This is a genomic window from Streptomyces sp. NBC_01476, from assembly GCF_036227265.1.
Lineage (GTDB): Bacteria > Actinomycetota > Actinomycetes > Streptomycetales > Streptomycetaceae > Actinacidiphila.
In genome coordinates this window covers 3,119,890-3,134,033 of record NZ_CP109446.1, presented here as the reverse complement: position 1 = coordinate 3,134,033, position 14,144 = coordinate 3,119,890, and the positions used below count along the sequence as shown (strand labels likewise).

Genomic DNA, 14,144 nt, shown 5'->3' with positions numbered 1-14,144 from the left:
ATGGGACGCTTCGACACGTACGGCGTGGTAGTGACGGGTGCGGCGCGCGGGATCGGTGAGGCCACCGCCCGCAGGTTCGCAGGCGAGGGCGCGACGGTACTGATCGCGGACATCAACGAGGAGGCGGCGGCGAAGACGGCCGCCTCGATCCGCAGCAGCGGAGGGCGCGCCGAGCCGTACAGCTGCGACGTCGCCGACCGTACGTCGGTCGACGCGGCGATCTCGTACGCGGCCGGTGTCTTCGGCGGGCTGGACGTGCTGGTCAACAACGCGTACTCCTGCGGGTGGCACGAGGACGACTTCACCAAGGAGTCCGACGAGGTGTGGCGGGTCGACCTCGATGTGTCGCTGACCGGCGCGATGCGGTGCTCGCGGGCGGCGCTGCCCTTTCTCGCCGAGGCGCCGTCACGGCGCGGGGCGATCGTCAACATCGGCTCGGTCAACGGGCTTTCGTACTTCGGCAACCATGCCTACAGCGCGGCGAAAGCCGGCCTGATATCCCTCACCCGCACCCTCGCCGTGCACGCGGCGCCCACCGGCGTCCGGGTCAACTGCGTTGCCCCGGGCACGATTCGCACCCCGGCGTGGGAAGGCCGTGAGGCGGTGCTCGAACAGGCCGCCGCCTCCTACCCGTTGGGCCGGATCGGCGAACCGGCCGACATCGCCGCGGCGGTGACCTTCCTCGCCTCCACCGACGCCTCCTGGATCACCGGGGTCACGCTGCCGGTGGAAGGCGGGATCCTGCAGAGCAACGCCGGGTTCACCAGCGCGCTCGACGCCCTGGACGCCGAGTAGTCGCGCCGAAGCCGTCCGCGGAGGAGTACGCAGAAGCGGTCCGCCGGCGACAGGCCGCCGGTAGCGGGCCCGCTTCGGCCGGCGTCAACTCGTGTGCAGCATCAGCCCGATGCCGCCGACGACCACTGCCGCGGCCACCAGCCGCGGGCGGCCGAAGCGTTCCTTGAAGAAGACGGTGGCGATGGCGGCGCCCGCGATGATCGACGTCTCCCGCAGGGCCGCCACCGGGGCGAGGTCGGCGCGGGTCTGGGCCCACAGCACGAGGCCGTAGGCGGTCAGCGAGAGCGCCCCGCCGAGCAGCCCGCGGGCGGCCACCGGCCGCAGCGCCGGAAGGAGTTCACCGCGGCGCAGCGCCAGGGCAAGGACCGGGATGACCACGCCCTGGAGGATCAGCAGCCAGCAGATGTAGCCCAGCGAGGTACCGGAGCCGCGTACGCCGACGCCGTCCACCACGGTGTACGCGGCGATCGACAGACCGGTGCCGACGGCGGCGCCCAGCGCGGGCCAGTTGGGGCGCCGGCCGCGCATGCCCCACAGCGCGACGCCCGCCAGGCCCGCGGAGGCGACCAGGACGCCGGCGGTCTGCCAGGCGTCGGGGCGTTCGTGGACGAAGACCGCGGCCAGCACGGTGACCGCGAGCGGGGCGATGCCGCGGGCGACCGGGTAGACCTGGCCGAAGTCGCCGAGCCGGAAGGACCGCATCAGCAGGAACTGGTAGACGAGGTGGAGCAGTACGGAGCTGAGGAGGTACGGCCAGGCGCCCGCGTGCGGCAGCGCGGCGAAGGGCAGCAGGGCCAGTGCGCACAGTGCGCCGCCGCCACCGACCAGGGTGAAGGCGATGAGCTGGTCCTTGATGCCGTGCGCGATGGCGTTCCAGGACGCGTGCGTGACGGCGGCGAGCAGGACGGCGGCGGCGATCAGCGGGGTCAAGGCCGGCTCGCGCTCACGGTGCGGTGGGCGGGGGTTGGGGGGCGGCGGGTTGCGGAGTGGGGAGTTGCGGGGCGGGGAGTTGCGGGGCCGGGGTTCGGCGCGGGCGATTCGGTACGTACGGAGGTACGCGCGGCCAGCCCCGTACACGTACCGGGGGCGAGGGGTGCGCCACGTCCGGTACGGGAGCCGGCTCCGCCCCCCGCAAGGGAGTTGGCTCCGTCCCCCGCTGCCCTCACGACGCCCCCAGCACCGCCGCCACGATCGGCCCGGCGGAGTCCCCGCCGTGCCCGCCCTGGAGCACGACCGCGGCGGCCGACACATGGTCGCGGTAGGCGGTGAACCAGCCGTTGGGCTGGACATTCCCGGCCTCCGCGGAACCCGTCTTCGCGCCGACCTTGCCGCTCAGGCCGCTCATCGCGCCCCGTGCGGTGCCCTCCGTGACGGTGCCGTGCATCATCTGCTGGAGGCTCTGCTTGATGCCCGGCGGCAGCGGAGTGGTGCCGATGCTGGTGCGCTTGTCGATGACGCTGCTGTCCTGCAGGATCGTCGGCTGGTGGAAGACGCCCTCGCGGACCGTCGCGGAGACCGACGCCATGTTGAGCGGGGTCATCACGACCTTGCCCTGGCCGATCATCTCCGAGGTCAGTTCGTCACCGGTACCGCCGGGGATGCTGCCGTCGTCGGTGGACGTGCCCACGTACCAGGCGGGGCCGATCCCGAAGTACGTCGCCCCGGTTGTGGTGAGGGTGCCCGACGAGATGTGGTCGACCTGCTTGATGAAACCGGTGTTGCAGGACTGCTCGAAGTCCCATTGCAGCGTCGCGGACGGGTTGTTGCCGCTGACGTTGGTGTACATCTTGCCCTGGTTGACGTTGTCCGGGCTCTTGCACGGCGACGAAGTGCTCGGCTTCAGGCCCGCGTTGAAGAGCGCGGTGGCCGTCACGATCTTGAAGGTCGAGCCGGGGGCCTGCGGGTCCTGCAGCGCGTGGTCGGTGCCGGTCGGCGGGTTGAAGGCGACCGCGAGAATGCCGCCGGTACGGGTGTCGAGCGCGCTGACGCCCGCGGTGTCCGGCTGCTTGGCCACCGCCTTCTCCGCGGCGGCCTGGATGCCGGCGTCCAGCGTCGTCTTCAACTGGGCGTTCTTGCCCTTGCGCAGCACGTCCAGGGTCTTGGTCTGGGAGCCGTCGGCGCCCTCGATGTACGTCTCGATGCCGGGGGTTCCGGCGTGCAGCGTGGCCGCGTACCGCGACTGGAGCTGTTTGAGGATCTGGGTGAGCGACGGGTACTTCGCCGCGTCCAGCACCTTGCCGTTCCGGTCCACGACATCCACCTCGGGTGCCTTGGCCGGGCCGGTGACGAGCTTGTCGCCGGCCTGCAGGTCCGGGTGGAGTACGGAGGGCGCCCAGGTCACGGCCGGCTTGCCCGCCGCGTTGCGGCCGACGCTCAGCGAGCCGCTGTACGACCAGGGCGTCGACGGTACGCCCGGGTAGCTGAGCGTCGCGTTCACCGTGAAGGGCACCTTCGCCAGGATCGGCGTCCCCGGCACGATCTGCACCGAGGTGACGTGTGCCTGCGTCTTGTACGCGGTGAGCGCGGCGGTCGCCGTTTGCACCGAGTCGGTCAGCTTGGCGGCACTCGCGATGTCCCCCGACGACCAGGCGGTGAGGAAATCAGTGGCGGTGCTGGAGATGTCCTGCGCGCTGACCGGGGTGGCCACCGGCTGGGCGACGTTGGCCGTCCCGCCCCCATCTCCGCCGTCGCTCCCGTTGTCCAGCCCCGAGTAGATGTTGTAGGCGCCGAAGCCGGCCACCGCCAGCATCCCCACGGCCACCGTGCCGATGATCCCGGTCTTGACTCCCCGTGCAACGGGCACCGGACTCCACTCCCCTCCCCTTGAACGCGTTCAGTGAACGCGCTCTCGGGACTCTACGGGACCCCCGTGACGCCCGAGGTCTCGATCAGGGCACGGGTTTGTACTGAGTCGGCCTTAACCGGAACGGCTCCCGCCGACTTCCCCCGTAGCCGGCCGGTCTCCTGGCCACGGACTTCGCCCGCACTCCTCGCCGCTGACGGCCCGCCAGATCCAGGAGTCGAACCACATCCGGGCCCGCCAACTGCTGTACGGGATCGTCTGGCCGGTGTAGATCGAGAAGAGAGTGATCATTTTTCCAGTTGTCGAACGGCACGCGAGCCCTGACCTGGGCGGAGACCTGTCCGAGTCTGTGCTTACAACCATTTGCCTTGCCGAGCCGTATCCTAAAATGCTAGCCGGCGATTCGCATCTGGTTGCGGTTGGGAAGAGGTAAGCAGTTTACTGGCGTGCAGGAGCTAACGCGGGCCTAGCCTTTGCGATCTGTGCAGCCTGTTCGGCGGTGGCGATGAATGCAGGACCGCCGCCGACTCGTTTGAAGCCCATGCGCGCATACATAGGAGCCGCCATATCCGTGGATTCGAGCACGGAAATTCCAGCGTCGCCGAATCTCCGTTGCCCGACGACATGCGACACGAGGGCGGCACCGAAGCCCATATTTCTGTACTGGGGCCTGGTGCCAACCATATAGATGCCTTGGATATTCTCGCGCTGCAGTGCAACGGCGCATGTCACCGGCACCCCGTCTGACAGCAGTACGTATCCGTGCGCGGCGGCGTCCGATCCGCACCCCGATGCATTGACCACACGGAGGGCAATCTGCGGATCAGTATCGAACACCGAACCGATGACCTGAGTGAACAGGCGGTTCCTGCTCGAATTACCATCTTCGATGCGCACCACGGCAGCTGTCGCTGGTAAAGCAATCTTGTGTACGTTTCCGGAAAGTGCCATGACCGGATCTGTGGCGGCGCTCCCGATTTCTGCGAAGTGGTTTTCTCTGGCGACTCTCCGCAGATCGGAATCAGTGCTGTCCTCGGTCCACAGGAAAAATCCCTTTCCGCGATCGCAGAAGAATCGGGCAGCGGCTGCAACGAACTCGCTGGGGTCCAATTGGGGATTTACTCGCATGGCGACGTTCTGCAATGCTCCAGCTTTAACTTCTGGGACGCTCGAGAAAAAACAATCATTGTTCCACAGCGTCTCGCCCTTCCGTACTGATGCCATAAGCGAGATCATATGCCATAGATTGGTGTAGGCGGCCCTGCTCAGGTAGCTTTGCACAGCAGACTCTTTTCTGTCGGAGATATACAACTACTTTTCTAATCTTTTGTCCGCGCAGTAACATTCTCCACTTTTTAGTGGCTGTCCCAGGGCCTCCAGGATCGTGGCGCGTGTCAATCCCGGGGTGGCCAGACTCAGGGAGCTGACCGCTTGGTTGCAGCGTTTCACGGCTCCGGATGCATCTACGGTTATTTGCGCGGTGTGTTCACTGGGCCGCATCGTCCGGAGGATGGGGGACGGCCGGCTGAGTTCGAGCGGTACGCCGAGAGAGATCTCGACTTCACCGACGTACAGCTCGATCTTGCTGGACTCCAGGGCTGATACGACTTCCTCGTCTGTCACCTGAAGGGCGGGGGCGTTGATCACACCGGCTCCGGATGCGATGAACCGGTTGAATATGATTCTGCGGATGCCGAGGGTCCTGGCCATACTCAGAACGCCGGGAAGCGAGCCCAGGTTCTCCCTTGTGGCAACGAAAACGATCGAAACGGGCAGGCCGGCGGTCCGGGACGCCACGAGGGCTCGGATGGTCTGTTCCCAGCATGGTCTGCCGGAGAGCTTGTCATGCAGCGCACGGTCCCCGCTCAGCACGGGGATCTGGACCGCCCCCAGCCCGAGACCGGACAGCAGAGTGGCCTTTTCCTGTGATAGCAGGAAACCGTTGGTGGTAAGAATGCTAGGGATGTTCTTTCTCGCGAAGAAGTCTACCCAGGCGGGTAATTCGGGATTCAGCAAGGGCTCGCCGCCGGAAAGTGCCACCTGAGTGCAATCAATAACCTCAAGTAGTGTTGTGATGCTCTTCTTAAGTTTTTCGACCGGGGAGCGGGCAGGCGCCACGGAGGCTCCCGACTTCCAATGGTTGAAGCAGAACGGGCAGCGCAGATTGCATCGGCTTTCCAGCTCGAACCAAAGTTTGAAGGGCTGCTTCATGACGCCTCCTGAATGCTGGGATCGGCGGCTGCTGCCCATGGGCAGCGACGGCCAGCAGCCGCCTTCCGCCTAGAAGCACTTATTGGCCACCAGCGAGCTTTCAGCGGCACTGACAACCGGAAGGCTGGATTTCCACATGTCAACTACGCACTCGGCAGTCCGCAGCTCAACATCGTTTGCGGCGCTCCCGTTGCTCTCCAGCAGGGAAATTGCCGCTTCTACGATGCTTTCTGTCTCAGTCATTTCTCACCTCCTGTCAATCATGTGATGGGCGACCAATGGAGTCTGAATCCCTGGAACGGTAGCAAGCCGGTGTCTATGCGACAAGATACAATCTGGCCATCGGTCTCGGGATCGGCTTTGACCGGATACAGAGTTTCAAAATGAAAGCGAAGTGAGTCGGCATAGGGGTTCTCTACCATCAGGGCCAGAGAATCCGTAGGAGCATAAGCGGTGAACAACTCGGAGTCGCTCGCGCGGAAGTCTTCCTCGGCCTCGAACTCCACCTTCAGCCCGCTGCGTCCCTGGATCGTCCGCGATACGCGAAGTCCCCGCGGCGAGAGATAGTCGGGATCTGTTACGTCAATTTCCCTGCCATCTATGGCCACTCTTACATATCGGGTCTCGGCGGCGGGGGAAACGAAACTCCCGTACCACTGCTGGGGATCTTTTCTCCGATTCCTGACGGTGTACGTGAGCGCCGTCCGGAGAGTAACCTTCCCGTCGCCCATGGATGCAACGGTAACCATGTAAATCTGGTTTTCCCGATAAAATGCGGCACTAATTACTGCGGCGTTGAGGGCCTGCCTGATGACCACGGGGACGCTCCCCCCGAGTTCCTGCTCCTGGCGGCGATACGCCACGATCGCGACGGCTAGCGGTATGACCAGCGAGCAGGCCAAATAGGTAGTGCTGAGATTCCTGTGACCGGCGATCAGATCGCCGATGTCCGCACCCCTGTGAAGGTAGTAGAGTAGCGGACCGCCCAGCAGAAGCAGCGCAGCAAGCCCGGACAGCATCGCTACCCTCGGGAATTCCCCGGTGATCTGCCGCCGAAAGAAATAGGCGACGCAGAAAGAAGTAACGGCAGAGATCGTCCAGACGCCAGAATTCATATACTTTTCTAACCCGAAAGTGCTGAAAAGTACGCCAGACAGCACTGCGATATTCGTCCACTGAAGGCCGAACTCCCTCAAGATCTTCCCGAACATACCGTCGGGTTGAGTTAAGTCCTCTGGCACCTCGCTGATCTCTGTCATGGTCCCCCCAGCCGGTACAGTCATGTTTCCCTGTCTGACGCCACGTCAACCAAGGTCCTGTCTACCGTGCCAGATCTTCACCGACCGCCTCAGGTGAATGGCCACAACCGCAGCCGTACCACTAATGAGTGCGCCACGTGCGGGCGCTTTGGGCTACTGCCAGAAGTCTCGGCGGAGACCACGCGCGGCATGATCGCTGGTCGGCCCATGCCGGCTGGGGACGCCTCAGCGCAGAGGGGTATCGATGATCTTGCCCGAAGGCGATGGTGCACCGTTCTGGCTGCGGTTCGGCGCGCCCGGTAGATCCATTTGTGATCCACCAGCATGCGGAAGGGCGGAGCAGAGATTGGATTACCTGGAGCTTGGCGACTTCGCCGCGTCATCGAGGCAACGTGTCGGCGCGAGACAATCACGATCAGTCTGGGTGGTGAGTCGGCCGCTCAGCCCGGTCGAGTGTGTTGATCACGAGCACTGTGTTGTGCGGGGCCCCTCGTTATGGCGTCGGCCTGGCTAGATCCAGGAGTCGAACCACATGCGGGCCTGCCACGACGAGTACGGGATCGTCTGGCCCGTGTAGATCGGGAAGAAGTAGATGAAGTTCCAGATGATGAGCAGGACGAGGGTGCCCGCGCCTACCGCGCCCCACATGCGGCGCGTTTCGGTGGCGGTGGATGGGCCCAGGAAAGCGCCGATCATCATCGCCACCGCCAGGCAGAGGTACGGGACGAAGGCGACCGCGTAGAAGTAGAAGATCGTGCGGTCCTGGTAGTGGAACCAGGGGAGGTAGCCCGCGCCGGCGGCGCAGAGGATGGCGCCGGCGCGCCAGTCGCGCCGCATCGCCCAGCGGTAGAGGAGGTAGACCAGGGCGAAGCAGGCCGACCACCACAGCAGCGGCGTGCCCAGCGCGAGGATCTCGCGGGAGCAGCCGGCCGTGGCGTGGCAGCCGTCCTGGCCGAGCTTGGGGGACTCGAAGTAGTACGAGACCGGGCGGCCCAGGACCAGCCAGCTCCACGGGTTGGACTGGTACGGGTGGGGCGTGTGCAGACCGACGTTGAATTGGTAGACCTGGTACTCGTAGTTCCACAGGCTCCGCAGCGGCGCCGGGATGAAGGACCAGAACCCGCCGCGGTGGTCGGCCCAGTGGCGGTTGTAGCCGTTGCTGGAGGCGAACCAGCCGGTCCAGGTGACCAGGTACGTCACCAGCGCGGTGCCGATGACCGAGAGCGCCGACCAGCCCAGGTCCTTGCGGAGTACGGCCAGGCGCGGGCGCCGGGCGCCCGCCAGCCGGCGCGAGCCGACGTCCCAGAGGACCGTCATGATCATGAAGAAGGCCAGGAAGTACAGGCCGTTCCACTTGCTCGCCGCGGCCAGGCCGAGGAAGAAGCCGCCGGCGATCCGCCAGGGCCGCCAGCCCATGCCGGCCCGGTCCCCGGTGTGCTGATCGGGCCCGGCGAAGCCGCTGTCGTCCACCGGGAGGGCACGGGCCAGCCGGGCCCGCGCCCAGTCCCGGTCCACCAGGAAGCACCCGAAGGCGGCCAGCGCGAAGAACATGATGACAAGGTCGAGCAGGGCGATCCGGCTCATCACGTAGTGCAGGCCGTCGACCGACATCAGCAGCCCGGCCACGCAGCCGAGCGTGTTGGACCGGAAGAGCCGGCGCCCGATCCGGCAGAGCATCAGCACCGACAGCGTGCCGAGCAGCGCCATCATGAAGCGCCAGCCGAACGGGTTCAGGCCGTAGATCCACTCGCCGGCCGCGATGACCCACTTGCCCATCGGCGGGTGGACGACGTAGCCGGGGGCGTCGGAGAGCGGGATGACCTGGGGGTGGGCCAGGATCTGCGGGTTGGAGACCTTGCCGTCGGGCCAGGTGCCCTCGTAGCCGAGCTTCAGCAGCGACCAGGCGTCCTTGGCGTAGTACGTCTCGTCGAAGACGACTTCCCGCGGGTTGCCGAGGTGCCAGAAGCGGATCACGCCGGCGAAGAGCGAGATCAGCAGCGGGCCGGTCCAGCCCGACCACCTGGCGAGCCGGTGGGAGAGCGCGGGGCCGAGGCCGAACGCCTCCCACATGCGGGTTCCCGGTTCAGGGAAGGGCGGAACCAGCCGTTCCCGGGTGTCGGTACGGGTCCGCTCGGCATATCCGAACCTGCGCAGCCGCCTTACCCACGGGCTCGGCTCCGTCCCCGCCCGAACGTCCTCGTCGGCACGGTCCTGCGTCGCGGTCTCACTCGTCACCGGCCCATCGTAGGGAAACCCCCTGAGAAAGCGATGTGTGCGGGGATCCCCGTACGGTTATGTCCGGTATCTGGCGGTAAGGGGGTCCCCGGTGCGGCGGGAAGCGGAGGGGAAGCGGGGCGGACGCGGGGGTGACTCGGGGTGACTTTGGGGGCGGGCTCGGGGCGCCGACCCGGTGGACGTCGGGGCGGGCGGCGCGCGGATGGGAAAATGAACCGTGAACAGCTCACCCGCAGGCGTCCTCGTACTGGCCGGAACCCCGATCGGCGACCCCGCGGACGCGCCGCCGCGGCTGGGGGTGGAACTCGCGGGCGCGGATGTGGTGGCCGCGGAGGACACCCGGCGGCTGCGGCGTCTGACGCAGGCGCTCGGCATCGAGGTGGGCGGCCGGGTGGTCTCCTACTTCGAGGGGAACGAGGCCGGGCGGACCCCGGAGCTGGTGGAGGCGCTGGCCGGCGGCGCCCGGGTGGTGCTGGTGACGGACGCCGGGATGCCGTCGGTCTCCGACCCCGGGTACCGGCTGGTGGCCGCGGCCGTCGAACGGGGCATCACGGTGACCGCGGTGCCGGGGCCGTCGGCGGTGCTGACCGCGCTGGCGGTCTCTGGGCTGCCGGTGGACCGCTTCTGCTTCGAGGGCTTCCTGCCCCGCAAGGCAGGGGAGCGGCTGGCGCGGCTGCGGGAGGTGGCCGCGGACCGGCGGACGCTGGTGTACTTCGAGGCCCCGCACCGCATCGACGACACGCTGGCCGCGATGGCCGAGGTCTTCGGCGGTGAGCGGCGGGCCGCGGTCTGCCGGGAGCTGACCAAGACGTACGAGGAAGTGAAGCGGGGGCCGCTGAAGGAACTGGCCGCCTGGGCCGCCGAGGGGGTGCGCGGCGAGATCACCGTGGTGGTCGAGGGCGCGCCCGAGCCGGGCCCGTCCCAGCTCTCGCCGGCCGACCTGGTGGCCCGGGTGGCGGTACGGGAGGCGGCCGGCGAGCGGCGCAAGGAGGCGATCGCGGCGGTCGCGGCGGAGGCGGGGCTGCCGAAGCGGGAGGTCTTCGACGCGGTGGTGGCGGCCAAGCACGGTCGGCCTCCGGCGGGGACGGAGGGCCCGGGGGCGGCCGGGCCGGGCGCGGGGGGCCCGGGCTCTGGCGCGGCCGGCTAGCGCCGGGGCCCTGGCCCCCCGCCCCTCCGCACACGGGGGCCCCGGCTGGCACGCGGGAGGCTGCTTCCGCACCCGGGACCTGTCGGTCAACGCGCGGCCGACCGGTCCCGGGTGCGTGACCCGTCGGCCGGAGCCCGGATGGGCCGCACCGGCCCGGACGGAACCGCCCGCAGCGCCGGGCGCGGATCCTGCGGGCCGGCCGGCTGCGACGAGTCGTGCCCGGTGGGCCGATCGCCCGCACGGCGCACGGTGATGCCGCCCTCGGCGGATCGGACGAGGTATGAGGGCGCACGGTGACGCTGTCCTCGGCGGATCGGGCGACGTGCGGCGGCGTGCCGTGACGCTGTCCTTGCCGGATCGGGCGAGGTGCGGCGGCGTGTGGTGATGCTGTCCTCGGCGGATCGGGCGAGGTGCGGCGGCGTGTGGTGATGCTGTCCTCGGCGGATCGGGCGACGTGCGGCGGCGTGCGGTGACGCCGCCCTCGCCGGACCGGACGACGTACACCGCAACCGCAGGCCCCGGGGTCAGGGGGCCGGGGGCGTCCCTAGGATCGGGGCATGGCGACGAAGAAGGACCAGGACCGCAAAGACACCACCGCCCCGCCCGCGCCCGAACCGCTGCGGGTCGCGGTCGCCGACTCGCACACCCACCTGGACATGCAGTCCGGTACGGTCCCTGACGCCATCGCGCAGGCCGCCGCGGTCGGCGTCGACACGCTCATCCAGGTCGGCTGCGACCTGAAGGGCTCCCGCTGGGCCGCCGAGACGGCCGCCGCGTACGAGAACATCTGGGCCACCGTCGCCCTGCACCCCAATGAGGCGCCCAGGATCGTCGACGGCGATCCCGACGGCTGGTCGCGGCAGGGCGAGCGGGCCGGCGACGGGCCGGCCGCCCTGGAGGCGCAACTCGACGCGATCGCCGGACTCGCCGCGCTGCCCCAGGTGCGCGGGGTCGGCGAGACCGGGCTCGACTACTTCAGGACCGGGCCGGACGGCGTCGCCGCCCAGCAGCACTCCTTCCGCCGGCACATCGCCATCGCCAAGCAGGAGCGGAAAGCGCTCGTCATCCACGACCGCGAGGCGCACGACGACGTGCTGCGGATCCTGCTGGAGGAGGGCGCCCCGCAGACCGTGGTCTTCCACTGCTACTCCGGTGACGCGGCGATGGCCCGGGTGTGCGCCGAACGCGGCTACTACCTCTCCTTCGCCGGCACGGTGAGCTACAAGAACGCCCAGAACCTGCGGGACGCGGTCGCGGTGGCCCCCCGTGACCTGCTGCTGGTGGAGACCGACGCGCCCTTCCTCACCCCGGTGCCGCACCGGGGGCGGCCGAACGCGCCCTACCTGATCCCGCTGACCCTGCGGGCGATGGCGGCGGCCCGCGGTGAGGACGAGGACGTGCTGGCGGCGGCCGTCGCGGCGAATACCGCACGGGTCTTCGGTTACTGACCGCGACGGAGTCCGGGGAGCGTGGTGGCCGATAGCCTTGCCGGTGTGAGTACGACAGACCCCGACGCCCTGCTCGGACCGGCCGACATCCGTGAGCTGGCCGCCGCGCTGGGTGTCCGGCCCACCAAGCAGCGCGGCCAGAACTTCGTCATCGACGCCAACACCGTACGGCGGATCGTCCGCACCGCCGGGGTGCGGCCGCAGGACTCGGTGGTCGAGGTCGGGCCCGGGCTCGGGTCGCTCACGCTGGCGCTGCTGGAGGTGGCGGAGCGGGTCACCGCGATCGAGATCGACGACGTGCTGGCGGGCGCGCTGCCCGCGACCGTGGCGGCGCGGCTGCCGGACCTGGCCGACCGCTTCGCGCTGGTGCACGCCGACGCGATGCAGGTGACCGAGCTGCCAGGGCCACCGCCGACCGCGCTGGTGGCGAACCTGCCGTACAACGTGGCGGTCCCGGTGCTGCTGCACATGCTCGCCACCTTCCCGACCATCGAGCGGACCCTGGTGATGGTGCAGGCGGAGGTGGCCGACCGGCTCGCCGCCCAGCCCGGCAACAAGGTGTACGGGGTGCCGTCGGTGAAGGCGAACTGGTACGCGGAGGTACGGCGGGCCGGCTCGATCGGGCGCAACGTCTTCTGGCCGGCGCCCAATGTGGACTCCGGTCTGGTCTCGCTGGTACGGCGCGAACCGCCGCGGACCTCGGCGTCGCGGGGCGAGGTGTTCGCGGCGGTCGACGCGGCGTTCGCGCAGCGGCGCAAGACGCTGCGGGCCGCGCTCGCCGGGTGGGCCGGGTCCCCGGCGGCGGCGGAGGCCGCGCTGGTGGCGGCAGGGGTGTCGCCGCAGGCGCGCGGGGAGGCGCTGACGGTGGCGGAGTTCGCGGCCATCGCCGAGCACCGGCCCCGGTAGGTTCCGTCATGGCCCGCCCCGCCGTGCCCTCCTCCGGCCCCGCCTGTCCCGCCCGCCGTCCCGCGCCACCGTCCGGCCCCGCCTGTCCCGCCCGCCCGCGACGTCCCGCCCGCCGTCCCATCCGTTCCCGACGTCCCGCCCGCAGTGCCGTACCGCTTCGAAGGAGCTTCCGCCCGTGACCGCCGTCACCGTGACCGTGCCCGCCAAGGTCAATGTCCAGCTCGCTGTGGGCGGGCGCAGGCCGGACGGGTTCCACGACCTGGCCAATGTCTTCCTCGCGGTCGGGCTCTACGACCGGGTGACCGCCTCGGCCGCCGACGAGCTGGGGATCAGCGGGGAGGGGCGCGACATCGGGTCGGTGCCGCTCGACGCGACGAACCTCGCCGCCCGGGCCGCCATCGCGCTGGCCAAGCTGCACGGCATCGAACCGCGGGTGCACCTGCACATCGAGAAGGACATTCCGGTGGCCGGCGGCATGGCCGGGGGGAGCGCGGACGCGGCGGGGGCGCTGCTGGCGTGCGACGCGCTGTGGGGGCTGGGCACGCCGCGCGACGAGCTGCTGTCGCTCTGCGCGGAACTCGGCAGCGATGTGCCGTTCTCCTTCGTGGGCGGGGCGGCGCTCGGGCTCGGGCGGGGGGAGTTGCTGACGCCGCTGGAGGTCGGGGGAACCTTCCACTGGGTGTTCGCGGCGGCGGACGGGGGGCTGTCGACGCCGGCGGTCTACCGGGAGTGCGACCGGCTCCGCCGTGAGGAGGGAGCGGGGGACACGGTCGCGGAGGTGCCCGCGCCGGTGGCGGACCCGGGGCTGCTGGACGCCCTGCGCGGCGGGTCCGCTGCCGCGCTGGGCGCCGTGCTCGCCAATGACCTCCAGCCCGCGGCCCTGTCCCTGCGGCCCGACCTCCGCGGCACGCTCGCGGCCGGCCGTGCGGCGGGTGCGGTGGCCGCGCTCGTCTCCGGGTCCGGGCCCACCTGCGCCTTCCTCGCGGCGGACGCGGCGGCGGCCACCCGCATCGCCTCAGCCCTCGGCCCCACCGCCCGCACCGCCCTCTCCCCGGCCCCCGGAGCGACGATCCTCCCGTAGGACCCGGGCGCCTCCGACCCCTCCCCGTGGCGTTCGCCGGGCCGGGCCCCGCGGGGGGCGCGGTCGCGGACCGTGCGGTCCCGCCATCAGCCGGACCATGCCGGTCAGTCCGCGCGTGCCCGTCTCCTCGCGGGGGCCGGCCCGCGACCGGTGTGGGCCCGGTACCGGCCGCCCGGGCCGGTCCGTCCGCGGGGCCCGGTGGCCGCTTGGCTCGTCCCCGGGGCGGGCGCGGGATCGGCGGGAGGGGAGGGGCGGGGGG

The 14,144-nt window shown here is 69.5% G+C and carries 13 protein-coding genes; 5 read left to right on the top strand and 8 right to left on the bottom strand.

The window, feature by feature from the left end; all coding sequences use genetic code 11:
- A complete protein-coding gene (locus tag OG552_RS13945; protein ID WP_329132743.1) occupies positions 1-795 on the top strand; it encodes an SDR family NAD(P)-dependent oxidoreductase in 795 nt (264 codons plus the stop codon).
- Positions 796-879: 84 nt separating this feature from the next.
- Here the strand turns inward: OG552_RS13945 and OG552_RS13940 are convergent, their stop codons facing one another.
- The 8 genes from OG552_RS13940 to OG552_RS13905 all read right to left on the bottom strand — a co-directional run bounded on the left by OG552_RS13940 (position 880) and on the right by OG552_RS13905 (position 9,303).
- Positions 880-1,725: a DMT family transporter gene (locus OG552_RS13940; protein ID WP_329132741.1), complete on the bottom strand. Its 846-nt coding sequence runs from the start codon at positions 1,723-1,725 to the stop codon at positions 880-882.
- A 232-nt stretch (positions 1,726-1,957) separates the two neighbouring features.
- Positions 1,958-3,598, bottom strand: a complete 1,641-nt coding sequence (locus OG552_RS13935; RefSeq protein WP_329132739.1) for a penicillin-binding transpeptidase domain-containing protein — start codon at positions 3,596-3,598, stop codon at positions 1,958-1,960.
- 114 nt (positions 3,599-3,712) lie between these two features.
- The gene (locus tag OG552_RS13930) at positions 3,713-3,889 is read right to left on the bottom strand and encodes a hypothetical protein (protein WP_329132737.1); all 177 of its coding nucleotides are present in this window, start codon (positions 3,887-3,889) and stop codon (positions 3,713-3,715) included.
- 147 nt (positions 3,890-4,036) lie between these two features.
- The gene (locus OG552_RS13925; RefSeq protein WP_329132735.1) at positions 4,037-4,822 is read right to left on the bottom strand and encodes a GNAT family N-acetyltransferase; all 786 of its coding nucleotides are present in this window, start codon (positions 4,820-4,822) and stop codon (positions 4,037-4,039) included.
- Positions 4,823-4,909: 87 nt separating this feature from the next.
- Complete coding sequence (locus OG552_RS13920) at positions 4,910-5,809, bottom strand: radical SAM protein (RefSeq protein ID WP_329132733.1); 900 nt, start codon at positions 5,807-5,809, stop codon at positions 4,910-4,912.
- Between the two features lie 69 nt (positions 5,810-5,878).
- Positions 5,879-6,052, bottom strand: a complete 174-nt coding sequence (locus tag OG552_RS13915) for a hypothetical protein (protein WP_329132731.1) — start codon at positions 6,050-6,052, stop codon at positions 5,879-5,881.
- A gap of 17 nt (positions 6,053-6,069) precedes the next feature.
- A complete protein-coding gene (locus tag OG552_RS13910; RefSeq protein ID WP_329132729.1) occupies positions 6,070-7,068 on the bottom strand; it encodes a hypothetical protein in 999 nt (332 codons plus the stop codon).
- Positions 7,069-7,578: 510 nt separating this feature from the next.
- Positions 7,579-9,303, bottom strand: a complete 1,725-nt coding sequence (locus tag OG552_RS13905) for a dolichyl-phosphate-mannose--protein mannosyltransferase (RefSeq protein WP_329132727.1) — start codon at positions 9,301-9,303, stop codon at positions 7,579-7,581.
- 217 nt (positions 9,304-9,520) lie between these two features.
- Here OG552_RS13905 and rsmI point away from each other — a divergent pair, with 217 nt between their 5' ends.
- From rsmI to OG552_RS13885, 4 genes are all read left to right on the top strand, one after another.
- On the top strand, positions 9,521-10,450 hold the full coding sequence (gene rsmI / locus OG552_RS13900; protein WP_329132725.1) for a 16S rRNA (cytidine(1402)-2'-O)-methyltransferase: 930 nt from the start codon (positions 9,521-9,523) through the stop codon (positions 10,448-10,450).
- Positions 10,451-11,007: 557 nt separating this feature from the next.
- On the top strand, positions 11,008-11,898 hold the full coding sequence (locus tag OG552_RS13895) for a TatD family hydrolase (protein WP_329132723.1): 891 nt from the start codon (positions 11,008-11,010) through the stop codon (positions 11,896-11,898).
- Between the two features lie 45 nt (positions 11,899-11,943).
- Positions 11,944-12,804 carry a 16S rRNA (adenine(1518)-N(6)/adenine(1519)-N(6))-dimethyltransferase RsmA gene (gene rsmA, locus OG552_RS13890; protein WP_329132721.1) on the top strand — a complete coding sequence of 287 codons (861 nt, stop codon included), beginning with the start codon at positions 11,944-11,946 and terminating at the stop codon, positions 12,802-12,804.
- Positions 12,805-12,979: 175 nt separating this feature from the next.
- Positions 12,980-13,885 carry a 4-(cytidine 5'-diphospho)-2-C-methyl-D-erythritol kinase gene (locus tag OG552_RS13885; RefSeq protein WP_329132719.1) on the top strand — a complete coding sequence of 302 codons (906 nt, stop codon included), beginning with the start codon at positions 12,980-12,982 and terminating at the stop codon, positions 13,883-13,885.
- Positions 13,886-14,144 lie beyond the last annotated feature (259 nt).